Origin of the sequence: Litorivivens sp., from assembly GCF_041624475.1 — a bacterium.
Lineage (GTDB): Bacteria > Pseudomonadota > Gammaproteobacteria > Pseudomonadales > Spongiibacteraceae > Litorivivens.
The window spans coordinates 274,680-296,351 of the sequence record NZ_JBFJUX010000003.1 but is presented as its reverse complement, the minus strand read 5'-3'; the positions used below and the strand labels follow the sequence as shown (position 1 = coordinate 296,351).

The window sequence follows — 21,672 nt, the reverse complement described above, 5'->3', positions numbered from 1 at the left end:
AATTTCATACAATAGGCGGCTGGCGCCGAAAGGCCGCCATTATACGTGTTCACTTCCCGCAACTCACCCGGAAACCCGCAGTGCCGCCAGCTAATCTGAATCGCCGTTTTTGTATTGCCCCGATGATGGACTGGTCGGACCGTCACTGCCGTGTGTTCTGGCGCCAGCTGACCCGGCAGGCAGTGCTCTATACAGAGATGGTCACCACCGGCGCCTTGCTCCACGCAGAACCGGCGCGCTTTCTGGATTTCGACGACAGCGAGCACCCGGTGGCCCTGCAGCTGGGGGGCTCCAACCCTGCCGATCTGGCCCGTTGCGCGGCCATGGCCGAGCAATGGCGTTACGATGAGGTCAACCTCAATTGTGGCTGCCCTTCCGACCGCGTACAGAACGGCAGCTTTGGCGCCTGCCTGATGGGCGAGGCGGCTTTGGTTGCCGATGGCGTGAAAGCCATGCGCGACGCCACCTCACTGCCGGTGACCGTAAAACACCGCACTGGCATAGACAATCTGGATTCCTATGAATTTCTAGTGGACTTTGTGGGTACCGTCGCGGATGCCGGTTGCGAGGTGTTTATTGTCCATGCCCGCAAAGCCTGGCTGAGTGGCTTGAGCCCAAAACAGAACCGAGAAATTCCACCCCTTGAATACGACAAGGTCTATCGCCTGAAACGGGATTTCCCGCAACTGGAAATCATCATCAATGGCGGCATTTCCGAACTTGCGGCGGCGCAAGAACATCTGAATTACGTGGATGGCGTAATGATGGGCCGCAGTGCCTACCAGAGCCCGGCCATACTGTGTGGCGTCGACCGGCAGTTTTACAGTGCAGCCGATAGCAGCGATCCCTACGCCGCGCTGGAAAACTTTTTCCCCTACATAGAGTCACAATTGGGCAAGGGCACAAAACTGAATCATATGACCCGGCATATTCTGGGTTTGTTTAACGGCCGGCCGGGAGCCAAACAGTTTCGACGGCACCTGTCGGAGAACGCCTACAAGCCCGGCGCGGATCTCTCTGTGCTTCAGGATGCGGTAAATTATCTGGGTAATTCCCTCAACAAGCGTCAGCATTTGCCGTTACACTCGAAGACCCTGCAGGAAAACTGACGGAGCACCATGACTAGCAAGCTGGATCAATTGCGCAACTACAGTGACGTAGTTGCTGACACAGGCGACATCGAGGCGATCAAACGTTTCCAGCCGCTGGATGCCACGACCAACCCATCGCTGCTGCTCAAGGCGGCCAGCGTGCCGGGCTATCAGTCCCTGATCGATCAGTACGCCGGCGAACTTAACGCCAGCAGCACTGAAGCAGATCTGCGCCGCACGGCCAATCGCCTTGCCGTTGCCATCGGCAGCGAAATCAGTGCCATTGTACCCGGACGGGTTTCCACCGAAATCGATGCTCATTTGTCGTTTGACCGTGAAGCAACCGTTAATCAGGCGAAAGAAATCATTGAGCTTTACTCTGCGCGCGGTATCAGTGCAGATCGTATTCTGATCAAGATTGCCTCTACCTGGGAAGGCATACGCGCGGCAGAACAACTGGAAAAACAAGGCATCAACTGCAATCTGACCCTGCTGTTCGGCTTCGGCCAGGCACAGGCCTGCGCCGATGCGGGCGTCACGCTCATCTCCCCTTTCGTCGGTCGAATTTACGACTGGTACAAGCAGCGTGGTGAAGACCAGACCGATCCCGAACAGGACTATGGCGTGGCCTCGGTTCGCCGCATTTACCGCTACTACAAAACCCACGGCTACAACACCGTCGTCATGGGAGCAAGCTTTCGCAATACCGGTCAGATTGAAGCGCTGGCCGGCTGTGATCGCCTCACAATCAGCCCCGCCCTGCTAGAAGAACTAAGCAGTGATAGCGGCGAGCTGTCGCACCGCTTACGTCCAGACGATGCGACCTCGGACGATGCCAAGAGTATGCTGGACGAAAGCCAGTTCCGCTTTGCCCTCAATGAAGATGCCATGGCAACGGAAAAACTGGCGGAAGGGATTCGCCTGTTTGCCGCCGACCAGCGAAAATTGCAACAATTATTAATCGAGCGCTAGCGATGCTGCGTAAACTGCAACAATTTTTCAGCGAACAGATGACTCCTCAGGCCGCAGGCGATACCGACCATCGCCTGCGGCTTGCCACCGCTGCCCTGTTAATCGAACTCTCCAAAGCAGACTTTGAGCAGGACAGCGCCGAGCGCGACGCTATTCAGCGCCTGCTTCAACGCGATGGCCTGAGTGACGATGAATTGAATGAATTGCTGGAGCTGGCTGAACAGCAGTTTGCCGAAGACAACGCCTACCACCCCTATACCAGCCTGATCAACGAGCACTACTCACCGGAACAGAAGGTGGAATTGATCGAAACACTGTGGCAGGTCGCACTGGCCGACGGTGAAATTTCCAAGTACGAAGATCATTTGATTCGCAAGATTTCAGAACTGATTTATGTACCGCACAGGGAGTTCATTCGCACCAAACTCAAAGTGACAGATCAGCTTAGCTGATCTCTCGCCCGCCGACTCACCATACTGACTGCCGCTTAAATTACCCCGCCACCGGCCTGCCTAAAGTGATTACAACCTGCACAATATTTAAGCTACACTAGCCTAACCCACAGGCCATAAACATCAGGGAATGATTACTATGCCGGGAGGATTGGCGATAATAAAAAATGCCATTATAGAAAGACTTACCAGAACGGCAGACCGTTTATTACCCGACAGCATTGTCAGTAACCGCGACGAATATCTTCGCGGCTATCTGTTATTGGCTTTGCTGCTGCTTAATATTACCGCCTGCGTGCTAAGTGCGCCCATCTATTACCTGATGGCGGAGACTACTCCCATTGCGGCAGCCACAATCATTGGCTGCCTGTCTCTTTATGTCTATGCCTATTGGCTGCTGACCCGAAAAGGTCTATTCCTGCAGTCGGCCAACATCACCTTCGCGACATTGCTTGCGGTAAATCTTCTGGCAACCCAGCTCACTGGCGGATTTATTCAGTCACCAGTGCCCCAGCTCACACTATTCACCCCCGTTTTTGCCTTTGTCCTGTTTGGCATGCGACTGGGCCTGGTCTGGCTGCTGATAACGGTCGGCCTGTGTCTGTTGTCGGTGCTGCTTGCAACAGACGGTAGATTCTCCGTACAGCTGATTCCTGAACAGGCTGATCGCGATGCGTTAAAAGTCATGTTCTTTTTTGCCCTGATCTTCATGGGCACGACAGCTCTGATCTTTCACGAACTGATGTATCAGAACCTGCAGAAAAAACTGGAAGAAGAACGCGACAGCTACGTCTATCAGGCCAGTCACGATATGCTGACCGGCCTGCCCAATCGCTTTCAGTTTTTTGAGTATTTCGAGCGCTCGCTGGCGCTCGCCAAACGCAGACAAAACACACTTGCACTGGGCTATATCGATCTTGATGGCTTCAAGCCGGTAAACGATACCTACGGCCATCATGCCGGCGATCTGATTCTGGAAACTATCGCCCAGCGCCTGAACGGCATCATCCGCTCCGGCGATATGATTGCCCGCTTCGGCGGCGATGAATTCGCCCTGCTTATTCCCCAGGTTGATCGTATGGAGGCCGTCGAAGCTGTAGTAAAGCGGGTTATTGAAACCATTGCCCAGCCGGTCGACATAGACGGCGAGATTCTGCGGGTGACCTGCAGTGTCGGTATCGCGCTTTACCCTGACAGCGCGTCAGATCTTGATGACCTTTGCAAAAAGGCCGACCTGGCTCTCTACAGCGCCAAGGAACAGAAAAATGCCTACAGTTTCTATCAGCCCGTCCTGAAATCCTGAGTTAGTTCGTGGGACAGGGGGCTCCCTCTGCTACCCAGAGCTTTAACAAATCGATAAAGTCTGCATGCGCATAAGGGGGCGTGTCGCGATCACCGCCCGGACTCCAGCCCCACAGCACAAGCGCATCTTCTTCCATATGTTTGACCAGGGCAGCTAGATCACGCCCACCGTTTTTATCGGTATCTTTCAGCGTCTCGCATAACTCGCCGCGATTCAGCCCTTCCCAGCCCATACTCAGCGGCGCCAGATGCCAGTGTGGTGCACCGGGCACCTTGCCGTCGGCAACGTTTTCGTCCTGATGACAGGCGCCGCATTGCAACGTAGGCGCGCCAAAGCCCTTTTCACCCCGGATTACCCGCTGGGCGTGACGGAATCGCAGATAGCTGACGTCACCGCTGACCGGGTCCACCACTTTGCGCGACTGGGTCGGATACTCGGTAAAGGTATGACAATTCAAACAACGCGGATGCTGCAGCACTTCCGCAATCGGATCAAATGAGTGGGGCGTTTGCGCCGCCACATTTAGAACAGCCCCCAACAAACCCGTAACTAGCGCTGTGCGAATCATGGCAGCTCCCTACTCAAAAACCAGTGAAGGGTTGTTGTTCAGAGGCAACGAGGTATAAAGCTCTCCAGTCGCCGCGTAAATGGCATTAGCCAGCGCGGGCGCCACGCAGGGCACACCCAATTCCCCTACTCCGCCAGGTGAATGATCGGAGGGCAGTATTCGGGTTTCCATCGCTGGTGTTTGATACATTCGAAGGACCGGGTAATCGTGAAAGTTACTCTGTTTCACAACTCCCTCTTCCAGCTCAATTTCGCCGAACAATGCCGAAGACAGGGCAAAGACAATGCCCGATTCAATCTGCGCCTCCACCAAATCAGGATTCACCGCCGTGCCGCAATCAACGGCGCTGTAGATTTTGCGGATAGTCACCTTGTGTGAGCCATTGTTCTGCTGAACGACCTGCGCCTCAACCAGCTGGGCAATCAAACTCTCATAGGATGCGAAAAGCGCCACCCCACGATGCAGGCTATCTTTAGTCTGCGGTGTCCAATTAGCCATTTCGGCCACGGCATTCAACACAGCTAAATGGCGCGGTTTTTCAGTCAGCAATTCGCGCCGGAGCGTCAATGGATGCCGCGCCGCCCGCTTTGCAAGATGATCAAAGAAGGTTTCGACCGCATACACATTGGTGGCATTTGCCACCGAACGCACCCAGAGCGTGGGCACGCCATTGTTGATCGAATGCGTATCAACGTAGACGTTAGGAATGGCGTAAGGCATTTCCTTAGCGCCCTGACTGGTTTGGACTTCTTCCGTTACCAGCCCCGTTGCCACCTCGACCAGCGGGCTGATCAGCAAAGTCTGGCTGGCCACACGATGGGACCAGGTATCAATTGTGCTACCGGCAAGCGAAGCACTGAGACGGCAGGCAGTATAGGGCCGGTAGTAACCACCGCGAATATCGTCTTCCCGCGTCCACACCACCTTTAACGGTCGGTTTACGGCGCGGGCGACATGCGCCGCCTCCTGAATGTAATCAAAACCAAGGCAGGCGCGTCGGCCAAAACCACCGCCAGACAGCAGGTTGTGGAAATTGACTGCCGTTGGCGGCAGGCCTAGCACCGTTGCCGCGACCAAGGCATCCATGTCGGGCCACTGGCTGCCACACCAGATATCACACTCACTGCCGCGGAAGTCGATGGTGACGTTCAACGGCTCCATCGGTGCATGGGCCAGATAGGGAAAGTGATAATCAGCGGTGATCTCGCCATCGAGTAAACTGATCACCCCCAGGCCATCGTTTCGCACTGGCAGGCCCGGTAGTTTGTTGCGGGTATCAAACTGGCCTTTCAAGTCTGAGGTAGATAAGTCCTCCCCGCTACCGTCCAGCCATACGGTTTGTATAAGCTTGCGGGCCTGTTCAACGCTCCAGAAGTCGGTTCCGACTACCGCCAAACCCGAAGGCACCCGGTGGCTGCCCAGATAGCCATCCACGTCCCACGCTGCAGAGTCATCGGAGCTTTGCAGAATTGCACCAAATCGTGGTGCGCGAATCACCATTACGGTGACCATATCCGGAATTTCAAAATCAAAGCCGTAGGCCAGCGAGCCGTCAGTTTTCTCTCGTGCATCAAGGCGCTGTTTGCTCTGACCGATCAGGCGAAATTCGCTAGGCGATTTGAGGGCGGGTGCTGAAGGAGGAGATTTTTCTGCCGCCGCAGCAGCCAATGAACCGTAACTGAGCCGTGTTCCGCTTGCCTCGTGAATAACGAAGCTGTCTCGGGTGGTAAGGCTCTCTACCGAAACACCCAATTGATCAGAGGCGGCTTCCAGCAACATCTGTCTGACTGCTGCACCCGCGCGCCGCTGGGAAGTGTAGTAACCGCGCACCGTGGTACTGGCCGCAGTGATCTGCAGGCCCGCCTGATCCAGATCGCCCAGGCCTCCTTCACCCTGCCAGAAAGGGTTTCCGTAAGTTATTGCAGAGGCTGGTGACTGTTCCCAACTCACTCGCTGCCAGTCGGCATCAAGCTCTTCGGCGACTATCATGGGAACTGCCGTCATTGTGCCCTGCCCGATCTCCGCCGCGCCAACGATAACCGTCACGAAATTATCAGCACTGATACGAATAAAGGCGTTGGGGGTCCAGCGTTCGGCATTTGGATCCGCAGTGGGCGGTGCATTGTCGGCAGCAGACCCTCTGGGGACAGGTGTGTCGGAGCTGCTGTCGGAATCCCATTTACAGGCCACCAGCATACCGCCGCCGGCGATTGCCGTAGCGCGCATGAAATCACGGCGCAACAGAGGCTTTTTCATGCAAAGCCTCCCGCAGCCAATTCATGAACCGCCTTGCGGATTCGCGGGTACATGCCGCATCGGCAGATATTGCCGGACAGAGCCTCGTCTATTTGCTGGTCAGTGGGCACAGGTATCGCTTTCAGGAGTGCGACAACGGCCATAATCTGGCCGGACTGGCAGTAACCGCACTGGGGAACGTTCAGACTGGCCCAAGCTCGTTGTACCCTGGCACCCAGCTCAGTCTCGCTCAAAGCCTCTATGGTGGTCACCGACTTTCCCGCCACCGACTTGACGGGCGTAACACAGGCGCGGGTCGGCTGACCATCAACATGAACAGTGCAGGCACCGCACAGCGCCCGGCCGCAACTGTACTTGGAACCTTTCAGCGCTAACTCATCCCTCAAGACCCACAATAGAGGTTTGTCGGGACTGACTTCCGCCTGCTCAACCCGGCCGTTAACCGTGATCGCCAGGGACTGCTTGGGTTTAGGAAACGTCATTGCCACCCCACGTCGTGACTGTTATAGAAATGCGGACGTGCCGGAGGCCAATGTTAGCGAGGCGATATCGATGTTGCCAGCCGTTACATCACATTTTGCCGTGTACGATTAAAGAAGCGTTCTGGATCAGGGCCGGCGACATAACGCCGGCCTCATAGGTGGGAATCAAGAAAAACTAACGGGGCTGCATTCGAATACCGCCATCCAGCCGGATGCATTCGGCATTCATATACTCGTTTTCAGCAATCATCACCGACAGGTGGGCGATTTCTTCGGGGCGCCCAAGACGCTTCGGGTTCACCACACTGGCCTCAAGGGACTTATAGGCCTCCTCCGGAATCATCTCAAACAGCGGTGTGTGAATCAGGCCAGGTACGATGGTATTTACCCGGATACCATAGGACGCCAGATCACGCGCCATGGGAACGGTCATGCCGACCACACCACCCTTGGACGAGCTGTAAGCCACCTGCCCGATTTGTCCTTCATAGGCGGCTACCGATGCAGTATTGATGATCACACCGCGGGCATTGGCACCGTCGTAGGGCTCATTTTTCGCGATCTGCTCAGCGGCCAGCCGGGCAACATTGAAGGTTCCGATCAGATTGACCTCGATAACCTGCTTGTAGGAATCCAGCGGGAAGGGGCCGTTCTTGCTCAGGGTTTTGACCGCATTGCCAATGCCGGCGTAGTTGTTGCAGATATGGATGGCGCCCCAGCTTTGCATTACGCCGTCAATCGCCGCTTTCACCGACGCTTCGTCCGCCACATTCACTTGATAAAAGCTGACTTTTTCGCTGCCCAGCTCGCTGATAATATTTTGAGCGCGCTCCTCGTTCAGATCGAAAATGGCGACCTTGGCACCTTTCTCAACATAGGCCCGAACAGTCGCTTCACCCAATCCGGAAGCGCCGCCGGTAACGATCGCCACCTTGCCATTGATATCCATAAAGTTTCCCTCTATCAAACAATTATAAAATTCTGCTCGCAGCCACACAGCGGCATTGGCAAGCCTGTCCGGCAAGCTGCGGCGGGTTGATTACGCTGCCATAGCTTGTCGTCGCTGGCAATGCCGAACAATGACGGCCAGTGACATTAGATTGATATTTTGTTACATAGGATGGCTCTTTCGCTCAATCACCTTAACTAGGGAATCGCGTGAACAGCCGCACCATCTCTGTCTGCTTCGTGCATGCCATGCTGGAACATTTTGATTCGCCTGACTGCAGCCGTGAAGCCTTGCTGCAGTTGGCAGGCATAAGTCCGGCTATTCTCGATCAGGACAAAGCGCGAATCTCACCCGCCCAGTTCGCGCAACTCAGCCGCCAGGCAATGAAGCTGTCCGCCGACGAAGCGGTGGGTCATTTTTCTCGCCCTCTGCCGCTGGGCACCTACCGGGTGATGGCGGAGTACGCCAGCGAAGGCGTCGACCTGCGCGGCGCGGTAAAACGCCAGATACGCTTTAACAGCCTGTTTGAAACCGGGTATTCGCTCCAACTGATCTGCGACGGCCAGCTCGCGCGCTATCAGATGCACGCCAGCGCCCCCCTGGCGCCGTGGGTGGTTGAGCAACACCTGATGCTCACACACCGTTTTATGAGCTGGCTGGTGGGCACGCCGCTGCCACTGCAGGCCGTACATTGCCAACACCCAGCACCGCGCTATCGCGACGAATACCACTACCTCTTTTTCAGTCCGACCCGGTTTGAGCAACCATTGACGGAACTGATCTTCGAAGAACGCCTGCTCAACCTGCCATTGATAAAAAACCGCGAAGAACTGGAGGCCCTGCTGCGCCAGCTGCCCTACAACCTGTTGTTTATGCCGACCCACCAGAAAAGTTATACCGAGCGTATTCGCCGCTATATTCGCAACAGCCTGCCTCATGCCCCCAGTTACGACCAGATAGCCCACTCGCTTGGCCTGACGCCTCAGACCCTGCGCCGCCGACTGCGCGAGGAAGGCTGTGATTTCAGGCAGATTCGCAACGAATTACTGCGCGACACCGCCATTGACCTGCTCGAACAGTCGGATCGCAGCGTGCAGGAAATTTCCTATGAGCTGGGTTTTTCGGAACCAAGCGCCTTTATCCGGTCATTCAAAAGCTGGACCGGCATGCCGCCCAATAGCTACCGGCGCCAGAGGGAAACCTGAGCGCCATCAGGGTTTGCGCCTGACCAGGACCGTCAGCGGCCAGTTCACTGCTCGCTCGCCATCCTGCCAGGCGGCCCGCAGGGCGGGCTCCACCAAAGCCACAGGATCTTTGGCGTAGCGACTCTGATATTGTTTAACCCCGGACCAGGTTCGCAGGTAACCCAAGAGATGATCCACGCTCCACTGCGCCTGAAGACTGTGCCCCGCGCCAGCACCCGGAATCGGCTTATAGGGGAGCGGTATAGTACGGTAGGCCTCTTCAACGTGGCGGCGCTCGGCATCCCAGCATCCCTCCAACAGACCGTAATAAAGTTCGTGCACCAGAGCATCAATTTCCGGCGTAATGGTGAGCAGATTATAAGTCACCGCAGCAAACACGCCGCCGCGGCGCAGCACCCGCTCTACCTCGGCAAAAAATGCCTGAAAATCAAACCAGTGCAAAGCCTGGGCAACCAGAATCAGATCAACACTTTCAGCCCCCAAGGGCGGCTGCTCAGCCCGCGCCGCAGCGTAGCGAACCCTGTTGTGGGCAGGAGCCTCGACGACCTGAGCAAGGCTCAAGTCCGTCGCCAGCACCCGCTGAAAATACTGCGCCAGGGCGAGACTCGCCTGACCGCTGCCACAACCGCAATCCCAAGCCTGCTCATGCCGCTCAGCCAGCCCGGCTAGTTCATTAAATAGCGAGAAGGAGTAGCGGGGGCGATATCGCAGGTAGTCATCGGACGCATGGGAAAATCTATCTTTGCTCATGGCAGCTCCGGGTCAGGCCTTGAACCTTGAGATTACGGCAGTAATTGACGGCCTGCTATCAGATGCAGTGATAGTGAATATTTGAACAAGCGCGGGGTTGCAGCACAAAAGAACCCCGCTTGCGCGGGGTGTCCCATAATCGGGGGAGCCTGGATGGCAGCCTTTCAGCTTTGGCGTGAAAGGGAAAGAATTTCGCCAGTCTTGGTGTTCAGCTCGCAGATGGCATTGAAAGAGTCACCGTTCTGAGGAAACACCTGCAGGCGAACAGTTTTGGCAGAACGCGGGCCTGATACGCCTTTGAATTTCACGCGGGCGGGTTCAGATTTGTTGAATTGATCCAGCGCACCGGCTTTGCAGATACTCGCCATGTCATTGACGGAAGTACCGGCAAAAGTCGGGCTACTCAACAGCATTACAGTGGAAAGCGTAGCGGTCAGTTTTGTCAGTGTGTTCATGTCCCAGTCCTCATCATCTTTGTTTGGATGGCGCTTGTGTTTGCCACGGTGACCACGTTACTATCTGCACTCATACACAGGAATAGCCGTTTTGGCAGAACAGGTGTGCGTACATGCAGAACCTAGATTGGAACGATATTCAGTATTGCCTGGCCGTTGTTCGGGAGGGCTCGGTGACCGCAGCGGCCCGCGCGCTGGACGTCAATCACACAACGGTCTCGCGGCGTATTACCGCACTCGAGAAACAGCTCAACGTCCGCTTGTTCGACCGTTCAACCGCAGGCTGGTTGATAACCCCAGTCGGCGAGCAGGTGCTGAAATCAGCGGAAGCCATTGCGGATGAGGTAAATACCATTCAACGACAGGTACTGGCTGACAGTCAGGAGCTCAGCGGCACCCTGAAAGTCACCGCAGTAGATCTGACCATTCAGCGGGTGTTGCAGCCGGCGTTGAAGGCCTTTTGCGAAAAGTATCCGGACATCACCATTGAGCTGATCTCATCAGAAGACCCCTTCAACCTGTCAGTGCATGAGGCGGACATTGCGTTTCGGGTCACCAATGATCCACCGCCCAATGTGCTGGGTAAGAAGATTGCCGATTTCGCCTACGGGATTTACGGCACTCGGGAATTGGCTGAAAGTTTGAGTAAGGGTGATCGCAGCGTCGGCGCGATAATGTGGCTGTCGGATCAACGCCGCCCTTTGCCCCAGTGGAAAGAAAAAGGCTTTCCCGATCTGCCGGTACGCTATCGCGTCAATTCTCTCAACGTGACCCACGATCTGGTGCGCCACGGCCACGGTATCGCACAACTGCCAACCGGCCTGGGTGAAATGGATCCCTTGCTGAGGCGTATTCCCTGCGAACATGTGGATGAGCCCATGGGTTTCTGGGTGCTGTCGCATATCGATTTGCGCACCACCGCCCGCATCCGTATATTTCGGGACTTTATGCTGGAAGCTATTGAGCCACGCATTCCCGCTCTGGAAGGTCGGGTTTCGGCGCATGAACTGGAAGAAAATATCGACGCCTACGGAGAGTACGTTCTTAAATAAGGCGCTCTAAATAAACGACAACAGCACATAATAATAAGGGAAACCCTATGCCCTTGGGATACCAGTGCCAGGACTGCAGTTACCAGGGTCGCAAGTTCAAGCAGGGGCGCTGCCCCGCCTGCGGTTCTGCGAGGATTACGAGTCAGGGCGATAGCGAAGATGAGCAAAAGCGCGGCCCGCTCGGGCTGATCGTATGTATTGCTCTGTGGGCTTATCTGGCCTTTGAAATCAGCAAGCGCTTTCTGCTCTGACTCAAATTAAGCGGTGTTTTTCATTCGGTCGCGAAATTGTTCACGCAGATCTTTTTTCAGTATCTTGCCGGTGGGGTTGCGCGGCAGCGCCTCCACATAGGCCAGCTGACGCGGTATTTTATAACCTGCGAGTTTGTCACGACAGAATTCCACTAAGTCTTCCGCCGTCAGTTCCTGTTGCCCTGCGCTGACCAAGACGGCAAAGGGCACCTCTCCCCACTGTTCGTCAGAAACACCAATCACTGCCGCATCCTGTATCGCAGGGTGCGACATCAAGACATTTTCCAATTCGGCAGGATAAATATTTTCTCCGCCGGAAATGATCATGTCTTTCACTCGATCCTGGATGTAGACATATCCCTCGTCGTCCATCCGGCCAGCGTCGCCAGTATGCAGCCAGCCATCGACGATTGTTTTGGCCGTGGCGTCATCGCGCTTCCAATACCCCTTCATCAACTGCGGGCCGCTAGCCACAATTTCACCAATCTCGCCCGTGGGCAGGGTGTGGCCATGCTCGTCCACAATACGAATCTCAGTGCCGAAGACCGCGCGTCCGCAGGAGCGCAGCAGCTGCGGTTTATCATTGAGCGCCGCGCGATGATCGTCAGCGGTCAGGAATGTAAGCGCCAGCGTTGCCTCAGTCTGGCCGTAACCCTGTATAAAATCGCACTTGAAGATGTCCATACACTGCCGGAGCAAGTCTTCAGCGATAGGCGAGGCACCATAGTTGATGGTGTGCAGGTTTGAGAAATCCCGCTCGGCGATATCCGGCACGCAGATAATAGAAAACTGCAACATGACAGGAATCACCGCCGTGGTATTGATCTGCTCCTTCTCGAGCGTATCGATCATACCCACCGGATCGTAGTCGCGTTGGATAATCATGGTGCCGCCGTAAATCACCCCCATCAGCGCACCCACCAGCCCCACCGCGTGAAACAAGGGCGCGACCACCAACCCCTTCTCGCCAACACGGTGGCCCTTGCCCGTCGTCATCGGGCCCTGATAAGTGACCAACAATACATTGCGATGGGTAATCAACACCCCTTTCGGCAGACCGGTGGTGCCGCTGGTATACATCTGGAAAAGAACATCGTCGCCACCAGCACGTGAGTCGATGACTGGCTCACCCTGCTCTATCCATTTATCGAAATTCGGAGTGCGGTCGGCACCGTCATAGCACACACCCGGTTGTGCGCGAAGGTAGTCGCCGCGTAAACCGTCAAACTCTGCGTCGAAAAACAGATGTTTGATTTCCGCATCGCTGGCAATGAATTCCACTTCCGGCTGAGTCAGGCGATAGTTCAACCCTACCGCAACGACCCCCAGTCGGGCGCAAGCAAGAAAGGTACACAGGTTATCGACTGAATTTTTAGCCAGAATGCCCACCCGATCGCCGGCACCAAGACCTGAGGCTTCCATCGCGCCGGCAATGCGATCAACCCGACGCTTGGCTTCAGCGAAGTTCAGCGATTTCTTATCGTCGCTTGCCAGCAGAGTATCGCCACGAACCTGGGCGTGAAAATCCAGATGATCGGTCAAACTGTAAAATAACGACATATTCCCGTCCTCTTATTGTTGTGGGGTGCTCGCCGCCATGTGGATCTAAGCGGCGTAATTAAGCTCGCAATAGCGACGCCTGTGCACCAGCGCATCGCCAAAGGACGCATCAATCATCATAAGCCGCTTGAGATAATGTCCTATATTCATTTCATGAGTCACGCCCATACCGCCGTGCAGCTGAACAGCCTCCTCGGCGACCTGACGCCCATATTTGCCAACCATCGTTTTCAGGGCAGCAATTGATTGCGTTTTGTCCGGGCTGTTATCCGACACCGCACACAGCGCCGCAATCAGCATTGAACGGCACTGCTCTGTGTGCATAAACATATCTACCAGCCGATGTTGCAGAGCCTGAAACTTGCCGATGGGCTGGCCAAACTGCTTGCGCGTCTTGCTGTATTCAACCGTCGCTTTATATAAATAATCCATGGCGCCCACCGCTTCCGCACACAGTGCCACCGTGGCCTCATCCACCACCTGCTCAAGCAGCGACAAACCATTTTCACTCAAGCAATGATCCTGCGCCACAGGGCATTCACTCAACGACACATGCAGCGCCTCGCGACCGTCCATCAAGCGCAGACGCTGCAATTCCACACCTGGTGACGTGGAAGGGACAGCAAACAGGCCGATTTGATCACCTAGCCGGGCGGAAACAATAAGCAGATCTGCAGCCGCATTGCTCACCAGCGCCTTCTTGCCATTGAGCACAAAGCCTCCATCCCGCGCAGTAGCGGCGGTCTCGCAATGGGCCAGACTGCAGCCACTTTGTCGCTCCTGCCAGGCGAGCGCACCCTGCAGTTCGCCACTCATCAGCGGTGTTAGGTAACGCTCGACCAGATCAGACTGACCACTGCGCGCCAGCAGTTGGCCGCAGAGCAGGACTGTATCGACATAGGGCTCCAACACCAAACCATTGCCGAAGGCTTCCATGACAACAGCCGACTCGACAATGCCCCCGCCAAACCCGCCGACTTCCTCGCTGAAGGGAATGGTCAACCAGCCGAGTTCGGCGAAGGTTTGCCAGTGCTCGGCGCTGAAAGCTCCATCGCCGTGAAGCAGGTGTTCGCGCTGGCTCGGGCTGTATTCGCTGGCGACAAATTTTTCGACGCTGTCTTTCAGCATCTGCTGTTCGTTAGTCAATGAAAAATCCATGTTGCCTCCTACAGACCCAGACCGAATTTAGCGATGATATTGCGCTGCACTTCGTTGCTGCCGCCATAAATGGTAGTTGCGCGGCCAAACATGTACTCGCGGCGTGCCCGGTCACCAAACTCGTGGCCACTGATATCTTTGTGATCTTCTCCCGGTAACACGCCACCATAGGCTGACGCCAGATTCCAGAACAGGGTCTGCACCGCCTGCTGACAATCCGACCCCATCAGTTTTAACAGAGAGGATTCCATGCCCGGCGCACCGCCCTTGTCGACGTCGTTGAGAACCCGAAGCTCCAGATACTCAAGCGATGTAACCTGCATTTCCACATCCGCCAGTCGGGCCTGAAAATCCGGATCATCGATCAAACGCCGGTCACCGCAATACTCTTTGGCGGCAAACTCACGGATGCGCTGCAAAGTGCGTTTGCAGTAGCCCACTCCCGATAGCGCAGTGCGCTCGTAGGTCAACAGCGCCTTGGCATAAGTCCAGCCTTCGTTTTCCTCGCCGATACGATTGGCAACGGGCACTCGTACATCGCTGAAGCTCACCTCGTTGAGATGGTGTTCATCATCAATCGAGATAATCGGTGACACGGTAATACCCGGCGAATTCATCTCAATCAAAAGAAAACTGATACCCGCCTGCGGCTTGTCTTCAGTACTGGTGCGCACCAGACAGAACATCCAGTCTGCATACTGAGCGTAGGTGGTCCAGATCTTAGTACCGTTGATTATGTAGTCGTTGCCATCGCGAACCGCTCGCGTCTGCAGGGCCGCAAGATCCGACCCCGCCCCCGGCTCCGAATAGCCCTGACACCACCAGATGTCGCTGGATTTGGTCGGTGGCAGAAAGCGCGCCTTCTGCTCTTCAGTGCCAAAGGTATACAACACCGGCCCCACCATTTTGATACCCATCGGCACCACATCTGGCGCGCCCGCCAGGGCCATTTCATTGCTGTAAATACTGCGTTGGGTTGCGCTCCAGCCGCAGCCGCCATGCTCCACCGGCCAACCATTGGCAGCCCAACCTCGGGCGTCGAGCTTTTTCTGCCATTCGATAGTGGCTTCGCGCAGCGTGTCGGGATGGCGGATTCGGGCGGCCAGCTCCGGCGTAAACTCCGCCTGCATGAACTCGCGAACTTCCGCCTGAAAGGAAAGTTCTTCGGGGGTAAATTTGGCGTGCATCGCCTGTCCTCCGCTGGGTAAGCAAAACACCAGCTTCGCGCGACGCAGAGAGGCGGACAATGACCCCGTGTGACATCCAGTTGACAGTTTGTTACAGGATTTTGATAAGTCGCGCCACGGCGAGACAGAATTAATTCGATTGATTTAATACTGGCGATTACCTAATCTAAGGGCCTCGGCCAAACCCGATAAGACGACTGCTATAGTGGGTATAGCACCGAGTAAAAACGCCAAAACACATCGACAGGTGTCCCATGCCTTTAAAAACTCCGGCGCTAACCGCACTGCTCACTCTGTTTGCCATGCCTCTGGCGGCAGCCCCCTGCGCTGACTACACGCCAGACAAACGGCCCCTGTTCGGTGATCTGCATGTTCACACCAGCTACTCCTTTGATTCCTATATTTCCAGTCAGCGCAACGACCCCTGGGTCGCCTATCGCTACGGTAAAGGCGAGGCGATTACGCTACCCGACGCCGATGGTGAACAGACCGTCAGCGCCCGTTTGCAGCGACCACTGGATTTCATGGCGGTCACCGATCACGCGGAATTTCTCGGCCCTATCAATATCTGCACACAGGACTCGAGTAAGCTCGGCTATTGGTTTCCGGCCTGCATTGCCACCCGCAGCTCCAATTTTATCCTGCAACTGCTGGCCGCCGATTATTGGGTCAAGCTGGGGGTAGCGGGTCGTGAAGCCGAAAAAAAACGCAGTTTTGCCTGCACCCTGTCGGATTGCGAAGCTGCCGAGAAAAGCGCCTGGCAGAACATCCAGCAGGCTACGGCTGAGCACTATGAGGACTGCGAATTCACCACCTTTGTCGGCTACGAATACACCGATGCGCCCGAGTTTAAAAACCTGCATCGCAATGTCATATTTCGCAATGAACAGGTTACTGACCTGCCGATTTCAGCTTACGACACTGGCTCCTATAACTTTCCGAAACTCTGGACTCTCTTGCGAGAGCAGTGCCTCGAAGGCAAACCCGGTTGCGATGTGATGTCGATTCCGCACAACCCGAATCTGTCGGGCGGCCTGATGTTTCCCGATCCGAAAACACCCCAGGAGGCAGCTGACCGCCTTCACTTTGAGCCTGTCATCGAATTGATACAGCACAAAGGCGCGTCCGAATGCCGCTTTGACCGGCTCGCGGGCCGGGGCGTAGCCACCGCCGACGAGGCCTGTGATTTCGAACAGATCAAAACTGACAGTCTGGCCATGCTGGGGAGTGTGGCCGGCGAAGTGCGCACCCTCGACGCCGCGCCGGTAGCGGTTGACGACTTCGGGCGGCGCAATATGATCCGCAATGTGCTGAAAGACGGCACTCGGCTCCAACAGGAGAGCGGCGTTAACCCCTTTAAAATGGGTTTTATCGGCTCAACTGATACCCATAGCGCGACACCAGGGGCAGCCGAAGAAGACAACTACCCCGGCCACCTGGGACGGCGCGACGCGGGCTATCGCAATATTCAGGATCACTTTGCATCCAACGCCGGCGGCCTCGCCGTGGTATGGGCTGAGCAGAATACCCGCGACGCAGTTTTCGACGGCATTCGCCGCAAGGAAACCTACGCCACCAGCGGCACCCGCCCCACCCTTCGTTTCTTTGGCGGCTGGGACCTGCCGGAAAGCCTTTGCGATAATCCGCAAATGATCAGCGAAGCCTACCAACGCGGCGTGCCGATGGGCGGTGATTTGCCGACAAGCACAAACAGCGCACCGCGCTTTCTGGTGGCGGCCAGTAAAGACCCCGGCGTGCCCGGCAAGCCCGGCACCGATCTGCAGCGCGCACAGATCATCAAAGGCTGGACTGATCAAAACGGGCAGACACACGAACAAGTCTACGATGTAGCAGGCTCCGACACCCAGGCACGGGTTAATCCGCAAAACTGTGCTCCGGAAGGGCCGGGGCACACCGCCCTGTGCACCGTCTGGCAGGATCCGGCTTTCAACCCCGAGCAGAATGCCTTTTACTATGTGCGAGTGCTGGAGAACCCCACCTGTCGCTGGTCGACACTGCAATGCAAAGCAGCCGGCGTCGACCCCTTCAGCAAAGACTGCAAGCAGCAAGCGGAAGTCGCCACCCAGGCGGCTTTCGACGACGGCGCCTGGGGCGATGATGTGTACGGAAAGTGCTGCTTGGACCCGGAACAGGAACCGTTCTACTCTCCCACCATTCAGGAGCGGGCCTGGAGTTCACCGATCTGGTACTCCGCCTCACAGGCTAAACCACAAACCCCGCTCCCGTAATCAAGGGAAGGTCGGCGTAAGTGCGGATTCCGGCAGGGGCCGCACACAGTGCCGGAATCGCGTTGATGGCGGGCAAGGCCGTGGTCATCAGATTGGACTGCATGGCCTCTATGGCATTGCGCGGCTTTTCGTCTTCGGGCAAAGAGTGCTTGAGCGTGAAGTTCACATTGGGTCGCCCGGTCACATTGACCACATAGCCCTCGTGCAGGGGGTAATCCGGCTCCACCTGTTTACCCATCTTCCAGCGGTATTTCAGTTCAACGACTGGACGGCCCCGGTAGATACCTTGCCAGGCTGCGTTTACGCCCGCCACACAGCCCTTATCGATCTTCATAAAACCAAAGTCGCAGTCTTCCACCGCGGCGGAGAAATCCGCGTGAAATTGGATATCATCGAAGGGAATCTGCAGCGCTATACCGGCAACGCGAACGCCTTCTGAAAATACTTTTGAGCCTTCGCGAAGCGTATCGCTCAAGCCCGGCGTAGTAACGGGAAGGCCAAATCCGCAGCTTTCCCAGGTTTCCTTGGAGGCGTAGCCGGTGGCATCGACCGACTCCAAGACAGACACCGACTCGATGCGGTCACACAGGCCCGCAGCTACCAGCCCGATCAGGCTGCTGAAGCCCGGATGAATACCGCTGCCAAAGATGGAACTGTTGCCCTTCTCACAAGCATCCAGAATCCGCTGACGCTGCTCTTCGCCCAGAGCGTGGCCGGTAATAAAGGCTGAGGTCGTCACGACATTGATGCCGCGCTCGAGTATGCGACAGAAATCATCCACATTGGCCCACAGGCCGTTGTAACTCACGCAATCCGGCGCAAGGTCTAGAAGTGCTTCAGCGTCCTGTGTAGCCACAATACCAATCGGCTCAATACCAGCCAGCGCCCCCGCGTCCTGTCCGGCTTTTTCTTCTGCGCGAACGAAGCAGCCTACCAGCTCCAGATTCGGATTACGGTGAATGGCAATAATGGCACGACGCCCAACATTACCAATATTCCATTGAACCACTCGATAAGCCATGTAAGCTCTCCTTATTATTGTTTCTCTACTGTAGAAGCAGAAAGCGGTCTATACCAACCCGAATAATAATCGAGGAGTAGCAGCCAGGGCTCGTACTAACACCTCTTTGGTGGCAATGGATGAATACCTGGCAGCCCCTTAACCGATAACACTGTGCCAACCCCACTCGGAGCTCGACATGAATACCAACAGTTCAGTATCAAGCTATACTGAAGCGCCCAATAACAAAAAACTCGGCCACATACCCGGTGAAAAAGGCTGGCCCGTTGTCGGTTGCCTGCCGCGTTTGCGCACCGACCCTTTCGGCCTGGCCAAGCATCACTGGGACAAATACGGTCCGGTGTCGCGCATCAATATGGGCCCACAACCCGGCGTTATGGCACTGGGCCCGGACATGGCGCAAACCCTCTTGCTCGACAGCGAACGCAATTTCTCAACCCGCATGGGTTATGACTACGCACTGCGTACCTTCTATGGTGACAACCTGCTGTGCCTGGATTTTGACGAACACAAGTTCCAGCGCCGCATCATGCAAACCAGCTTCAAAACCCCTGCCATGCGCAGTTATGTCGACACCATGAACCCCATTCTTGACAAGGGCATGGAGCAGTGGGTATTCGACAAAAAGTTTCGTTTTTACGACAACATCAAGGAATTGCTACTGCGCATGACCTGCAAGGTGTTCTATGGCGTCGAAGCTGAAGACGAAGGCTCGGCAGAACTCGCACAGGCCTTTATCGATATATTGGACGCGCAGATGGGCATCGTCCGGCTCGATATGCCGGGCACAAAATTCCATGTCGGCAAAAACGGGCAGCGTTTTTTACGCAAATACATCACGCGCCTTATCCCGCTGCGGCGCGCGGGGGATGGCACTGATATGCTCAGTCATATGTGCAAGGAAACCAAACCCGATGGCAGCTATTTCACGGATGAGGAAATCGTTGATCACGCCAGCTTCCTGCTGTTTGCCGCCCACGACACCACTACCAGCACCTTGACCCACATGATGTACTATCTGGCGATAGAGCCTAAATGGCAGGAGCGCCTGAGGGCCGAGGGCGAGCGCATTGGTAACGACTATCTGGAATATGAAGATCTGGCTGCCGTTACAGAACTGGATGCCTGTTTTCAGGAAGCCCAGCGTCTGCACCCTTCGGTCAGCGTAATGGCCCGTCGCAGTATCCGGGATTGCGAGCTGGGCGGTCATCATATCCCGGCCCACACCCTGATTTTTCAGTACCCCATCTTTACCAACCGGATGGAGCAGTACTGGAGCAAGCCCCACAGTTTCGACCCCGAGCGATTTTTCCCCGAGCGCAATGAACACAAGGGCCACGCATTCTGTCATATGCCCTTCGGCGGCGGCGCCCACAAGTGCATTGGCATGCACTTCGGCGCGATGCAGGCCAAACTGTTTACCCACCAGTTTCTGCGTAAATTTGAATTCAGCCTGCCAAGCGGGTACCAGGCCGGCTTTACCTATCTGCCCATGCCAAAGGAAAAAAACGGCCTGCCTCTGGTGGTAAAACCTCGTTAAGCTTTCCTCCATCTGATTTCAGCGGACCAAAAAAAGGGCGCCAAAGGCGCCCTGAAGGATGCGATCTCATAAGAGATCAGTCGAGGTTCAAACTTCTTCTTCCTCTTCTGCCTTGGCGGCCTCACCGTTTTCTACGGGCTTGGCAGAGGGGAGTAACTGTTCGCGGATAGCCGTTTCAATTTCGTTGGCAATTTCCGGGTTTTCGGTCAGGTAGTTGGCGGCATTGGCCTTGCCCTGCCCGATTTTATCGCCCTTATAGGCGTACCAGGCACCGGATTTGTCTATCAGGCCCTGCTGCACACCCAGGTCGATGACTTCACCCATACGGTAGATACCCTTGCCGTACATGATCTGGAACTCGGCCTGTTTGAAAGGCGGTGCAACTTTGTTCTTCACCACTTTTACGCGGGTTTCGTTGCCCACCACTTCGTCACCCTGCTTCACCGCGCCGATGCGGCGAATGTCGAGACGAACCGAGGAGTAGAACTTCAGCGCGTTACCACCGGTAGTGGTTTCGGGATTGCCGAACATGACACCGATTTTCATGCGGATCTGGTTGATAAAGATCACAGTACAGTTTGACTTGTTGATGGTGCCCGTCAGTTTTCGCAGGGCCTGACTCATCAGACGGGCTTGCAGACCGACGTGGCTATCGCCCATTTCACCTTCAATTTCCGCTTTCGGCGTCAGGGCAGCCACCGAGTCGATAACCACCAGATCCACCGCGCTGGAACGCACCAGGGTTTCGGCAATTTCCAGCGCCTGCTCACCGGTATCCGGCTGGGACATCAGCAGATTGTCCAGATCGACGCCCAATTTTTCGGCATAGCCCGGATCAAAGGCATGTTCGGCATCGATAAAGGCACAGACACCGCCTTTTTTCTGGCTCTCGGCAATGGCGTGCAGAGTCATGGTGGTTTTACCACTGGATTCCGGGCCATAAATTTCGATAATCTTGCGGCGAGGCAGGCCGCCCACACCCAGTGCGATATCCAGTGCCAGCGATCCGGTACTGATAACCGGCACCACAACACGCTCCTGCTCGCCCATGCGCATGATCGAGCCTTTGCCGAACTGACGTTCGATTTGCGACAGCGCTGCACTCAGCGCCTTCTGCTTGTTATCATCCATAGCTGACCCCGTTGATTTCGCATACAGTAAATTAACTGTA

At 55.8% G+C, this 21,672-nt stretch carries 20 protein-coding genes; 9 read left to right on the top strand and 11 right to left on the bottom strand.

Annotated features, from left to right (window positions below):
- Window positions 1–80: 80 nt before the first annotated feature.
- The 4 genes from dusA (at window position 81) to ABY734_RS06045 (ending at window position 3,818) form a co-directional block, all read left to right on the top strand.
- Window positions 81–1,109, top strand: coding sequence for a tRNA dihydrouridine(20/20a) synthase DusA (dusA, locus tag ABY734_RS06060; protein ID WP_372778106.1), 1,029 nt, complete (start codon window positions 81–83; stop codon window positions 1,107–1,109).
- A 9-nt stretch (window positions 1,110–1,118) separates the two neighbouring features.
- Window positions 1,119–2,063: a transaldolase gene (gene tal, locus ABY734_RS06055; RefSeq protein WP_372778105.1), complete on the top strand. Its 945-nt coding sequence runs from the start codon at window positions 1,119–1,121 to the stop codon at window positions 2,061–2,063.
- 2 nt (window positions 2,064–2,065) lie between these two features.
- Complete coding sequence (locus tag ABY734_RS06050) at window positions 2,066–2,515, top strand: TerB family tellurite resistance protein (RefSeq protein ID WP_372778104.1); 450 nt, start codon at window positions 2,066–2,068, stop codon at window positions 2,513–2,515.
- A gap of 151 nt (window positions 2,516–2,666) precedes the next feature.
- On the top strand, window positions 2,667–3,818 hold the full coding sequence (locus ABY734_RS06045) for a diguanylate cyclase domain-containing protein (RefSeq protein WP_372778103.1): 1,152 nt from the start codon (window positions 2,667–2,669) through the stop codon (window positions 3,816–3,818).
- 1 nt (window position 3,819) lies between these two features.
- On the opposite strand, the gene ABY734_RS06040 is transcribed toward ABY734_RS06045, so the two are convergent.
- From ABY734_RS06040 to ABY734_RS06025, 4 genes are all read right to left on the bottom strand, one after another.
- Window positions 3,820–4,386 carry a hypothetical protein gene (locus tag ABY734_RS06040; RefSeq protein ID WP_372778102.1) on the bottom strand — a complete coding sequence of 189 codons (567 nt, stop codon included), beginning with the start codon at window positions 4,384–4,386 and terminating at the stop codon, window positions 3,820–3,822.
- Window positions 4,387–4,395: 9 nt separating this feature from the next.
- Window positions 4,396–6,642 (bottom strand): molybdopterin cofactor-binding domain-containing protein, encoded by a 2,247-nt coding sequence (locus tag ABY734_RS06035; RefSeq protein WP_372778101.1) that lies wholly within the window; start codon window positions 6,640–6,642, stop codon window positions 4,396–4,398.
- Window positions 6,639–7,124: a (2Fe-2S)-binding protein gene (locus tag ABY734_RS06030; RefSeq protein ID WP_372778100.1), complete on the bottom strand. Its 486-nt coding sequence runs from the start codon at window positions 7,122–7,124 to the stop codon at window positions 6,639–6,641. Before ABY734_RS06030 ends, ABY734_RS06035 begins: the two co-directional genes overlap by 4 nt.
- 175 nt (window positions 7,125–7,299) lie before the next feature.
- Window positions 7,300–8,073 carry an SDR family NAD(P)-dependent oxidoreductase gene (locus ABY734_RS06025; RefSeq protein WP_372778099.1) on the bottom strand — a complete coding sequence of 258 codons (774 nt, stop codon included), beginning with the start codon at window positions 8,071–8,073 and terminating at the stop codon, window positions 7,300–7,302.
- Window positions 8,074–8,282: 209 nt separating this feature from the next.
- On the opposite strand from ABY734_RS06025, the gene ABY734_RS06020 reads away from it, so the two are divergent.
- The gene (locus ABY734_RS06020) at window positions 8,283–9,278 is read left to right on the top strand and encodes an AraC family transcriptional regulator (protein WP_372778098.1); all 996 of its coding nucleotides are present in this window, start codon (window positions 8,283–8,285) and stop codon (window positions 9,276–9,278) included.
- Window positions 9,279–9,284: 6 nt separating this feature from the next.
- On the opposite strand, the gene ABY734_RS06015 is transcribed toward ABY734_RS06020, so the two are convergent.
- A complete protein-coding gene (locus ABY734_RS06015; protein WP_372778097.1) occupies window positions 9,285–10,028 on the bottom strand; it encodes a class I SAM-dependent methyltransferase in 744 nt (247 codons plus the stop codon).
- 164 nt (window positions 10,029–10,192) lie between these two features.
- Window positions 10,193–10,483 carry a hypothetical protein gene (locus ABY734_RS06010; protein WP_372778096.1) on the bottom strand — a complete coding sequence of 97 codons (291 nt, stop codon included), beginning with the start codon at window positions 10,481–10,483 and terminating at the stop codon, window positions 10,193–10,195.
- A 113-nt stretch (window positions 10,484–10,596) separates the two neighbouring features.
- Here ABY734_RS06010 and ABY734_RS06005 point away from each other — a divergent pair, with 113 nt between their 5' ends.
- Window positions 10,597–11,535, top strand: a complete 939-nt coding sequence (locus ABY734_RS06005; RefSeq protein ID WP_372778095.1) for a LysR family transcriptional regulator — start codon at window positions 10,597–10,599, stop codon at window positions 11,533–11,535.
- A 47-nt stretch (window positions 11,536–11,582) separates the two neighbouring features.
- The gene (locus ABY734_RS06000) at window positions 11,583–11,786 is read left to right on the top strand and encodes a hypothetical protein (protein ID WP_372778094.1); all 204 of its coding nucleotides are present in this window, start codon (window positions 11,583–11,585) and stop codon (window positions 11,784–11,786) included.
- 6 nt (window positions 11,787–11,792) lie between these two features.
- Here the strand turns inward: ABY734_RS06000 and ABY734_RS05995 are convergent, their stop codons facing one another.
- Genes ABY734_RS05995 through ABY734_RS05985 form a run of 3 tightly spaced genes read right to left on the bottom strand, consistent with a single transcriptional unit; the run spans window position 11,793 to window position 15,691 of the window.
- Entirely contained in the window at window positions 11,793–13,346 is a 1,554-nt protein-coding gene (locus ABY734_RS05995; RefSeq protein WP_372778093.1) for a long-chain-fatty-acid--CoA ligase, read from the bottom strand.
- A gap of 45 nt (window positions 13,347–13,391) precedes the next feature.
- Window positions 13,392–14,504, bottom strand: a complete 1,113-nt coding sequence (locus tag ABY734_RS05990; protein WP_372778092.1) for an acyl-CoA dehydrogenase family protein — start codon at window positions 14,502–14,504, stop codon at window positions 13,392–13,394.
- Window positions 14,505–14,512: 8 nt separating this feature from the next.
- A complete protein-coding gene (locus ABY734_RS05985; RefSeq protein ID WP_372778091.1) occupies window positions 14,513–15,691 on the bottom strand; it encodes an acyl-CoA dehydrogenase family protein in 1,179 nt (392 codons plus the stop codon).
- 254 nt (window positions 15,692–15,945) lie between these two features.
- Here ABY734_RS05985 and ABY734_RS05980 point away from each other — a divergent pair, with 254 nt between their 5' ends.
- Window positions 15,946–17,940 (top strand): DUF3604 domain-containing protein, encoded by a 1,995-nt coding sequence (locus tag ABY734_RS05980; protein WP_372778090.1) that lies wholly within the window; start codon window positions 15,946–15,948, stop codon window positions 17,938–17,940.
- Here the strand turns inward: ABY734_RS05980 and ABY734_RS05975 are convergent.
- Complete coding sequence (locus ABY734_RS05975) at window positions 17,915–18,961, bottom strand: dihydrodipicolinate reductase (RefSeq protein ID WP_372778089.1); 1,047 nt, start codon at window positions 18,959–18,961, stop codon at window positions 17,915–17,917. The genes ABY734_RS05980 and ABY734_RS05975 overlap by 26 nt on opposite strands.
- A 178-nt stretch (window positions 18,962–19,139) precedes the next feature.
- Between ABY734_RS05975 and ABY734_RS05970 the strand changes: the two genes are divergently transcribed.
- Window positions 19,140–20,501 carry a cytochrome P450 gene (locus ABY734_RS05970; protein ID WP_372778088.1) on the top strand — a complete coding sequence of 454 codons (1,362 nt, stop codon included), beginning with the start codon at window positions 19,140–19,142 and terminating at the stop codon, window positions 20,499–20,501.
- A gap of 87 nt (window positions 20,502–20,588) precedes the next feature.
- Here ABY734_RS05970 and recA read toward each other — a convergent pair whose 3' ends face one another.
- Complete coding sequence (recA, locus tag ABY734_RS05965; protein ID WP_372778087.1) at window positions 20,589–21,632, bottom strand: recombinase RecA; 1,044 nt, start codon at window positions 21,630–21,632, stop codon at window positions 20,589–20,591.
- Window positions 21,633–21,672: the final 40 nt, after the last annotated feature.

What these genes read in the sequence shown, in the direction of transcription:
- ABY734_RS05980 (WP_372778090.1), top strand. Translation starts at nt 15,946, where the DNA reads ATGCCTTTAAAAACTCCGGCGCTAACCGCACTGCTCACTCTGTTTGCC.
- ABY734_RS05970 (WP_372778088.1), top strand. Translation starts at nt 19,140, where the DNA reads ATGAATACCAACAGTTCAGTATCAAGCTATACTGAAGCGCCCAATAAC.
- recA (WP_372778087.1), bottom strand. Translation starts at nt 21,632, where the DNA reads ATGGATGATAACAAGCAGAAGGCGCTGAGTGCAGCGCTGTCGCAAATC.
- ABY734_RS06040 (WP_372778102.1), bottom strand. Translation starts at nt 4,386, where the DNA reads ATGATTCGCACAGCGCTAGTTACGGGTTTGTTGGGGGCTGTTCTAAAT.
- ABY734_RS06015 (WP_372778097.1), bottom strand. Translation starts at nt 10,028, where the DNA reads ATGAGCAAAGATAGATTTTCCCATGCGTCCGATGACTACCTGCGATAT.
- ABY734_RS06005 (WP_372778095.1), top strand. Translation starts at nt 10,597, where the DNA reads ATGCAGAACCTAGATTGGAACGATATTCAGTATTGCCTGGCCGTTGTT.
- ABY734_RS06000 (WP_372778094.1), top strand. Translation starts at nt 11,583, where the DNA reads ATGCCCTTGGGATACCAGTGCCAGGACTGCAGTTACCAGGGTCGCAAG.
- ABY734_RS06025 (WP_372778099.1), bottom strand. Translation starts at nt 8,073, where the DNA reads ATGGATATCAATGGCAAGGTGGCGATCGTTACCGGCGGCGCTTCCGGA.
- ABY734_RS05990 (WP_372778092.1), bottom strand. Translation starts at nt 14,504, where the DNA reads ATGGATTTTTCATTGACTAACGAACAGCAGATGCTGAAAGACAGCGTC.
- ABY734_RS06050 (WP_372778104.1), top strand. Translation starts at nt 2,066, where the DNA reads ATGCTGCGTAAACTGCAACAATTTTTCAGCGAACAGATGACTCCTCAG.
- ABY734_RS06010 (WP_372778096.1), bottom strand. Translation starts at nt 10,483, where the DNA reads ATGAACACACTGACAAAACTGACCGCTACGCTTTCCACTGTAATGCTG.
- ABY734_RS06030 (WP_372778100.1), bottom strand. Translation starts at nt 7,124, where the DNA reads ATGACGTTTCCTAAACCCAAGCAGTCCCTGGCGATCACGGTTAACGGC.
- ABY734_RS05975 (WP_372778089.1), bottom strand. Translation starts at nt 18,961, where the DNA reads ATGGCTTATCGAGTGGTTCAATGGAATATTGGTAATGTTGGGCGTCGT.
- ABY734_RS06035 (WP_372778101.1), bottom strand. Translation starts at nt 6,642, where the DNA reads ATGAAAAAGCCTCTGTTGCGCCGTGATTTCATGCGCGCTACGGCAATC.
- tal (WP_372778105.1), top strand. Translation starts at nt 1,119, where the DNA reads ATGACTAGCAAGCTGGATCAATTGCGCAACTACAGTGACGTAGTTGCT.
- ABY734_RS05985 (WP_372778091.1), bottom strand. Translation starts at nt 15,691, where the DNA reads ATGCACGCCAAATTTACCCCCGAAGAACTTTCCTTTCAGGCGGAAGTT.
- ABY734_RS05995 (WP_372778093.1), bottom strand. Translation starts at nt 13,346, where the DNA reads ATGTCGTTATTTTACAGTTTGACCGATCATCTGGATTTTCACGCCCAG.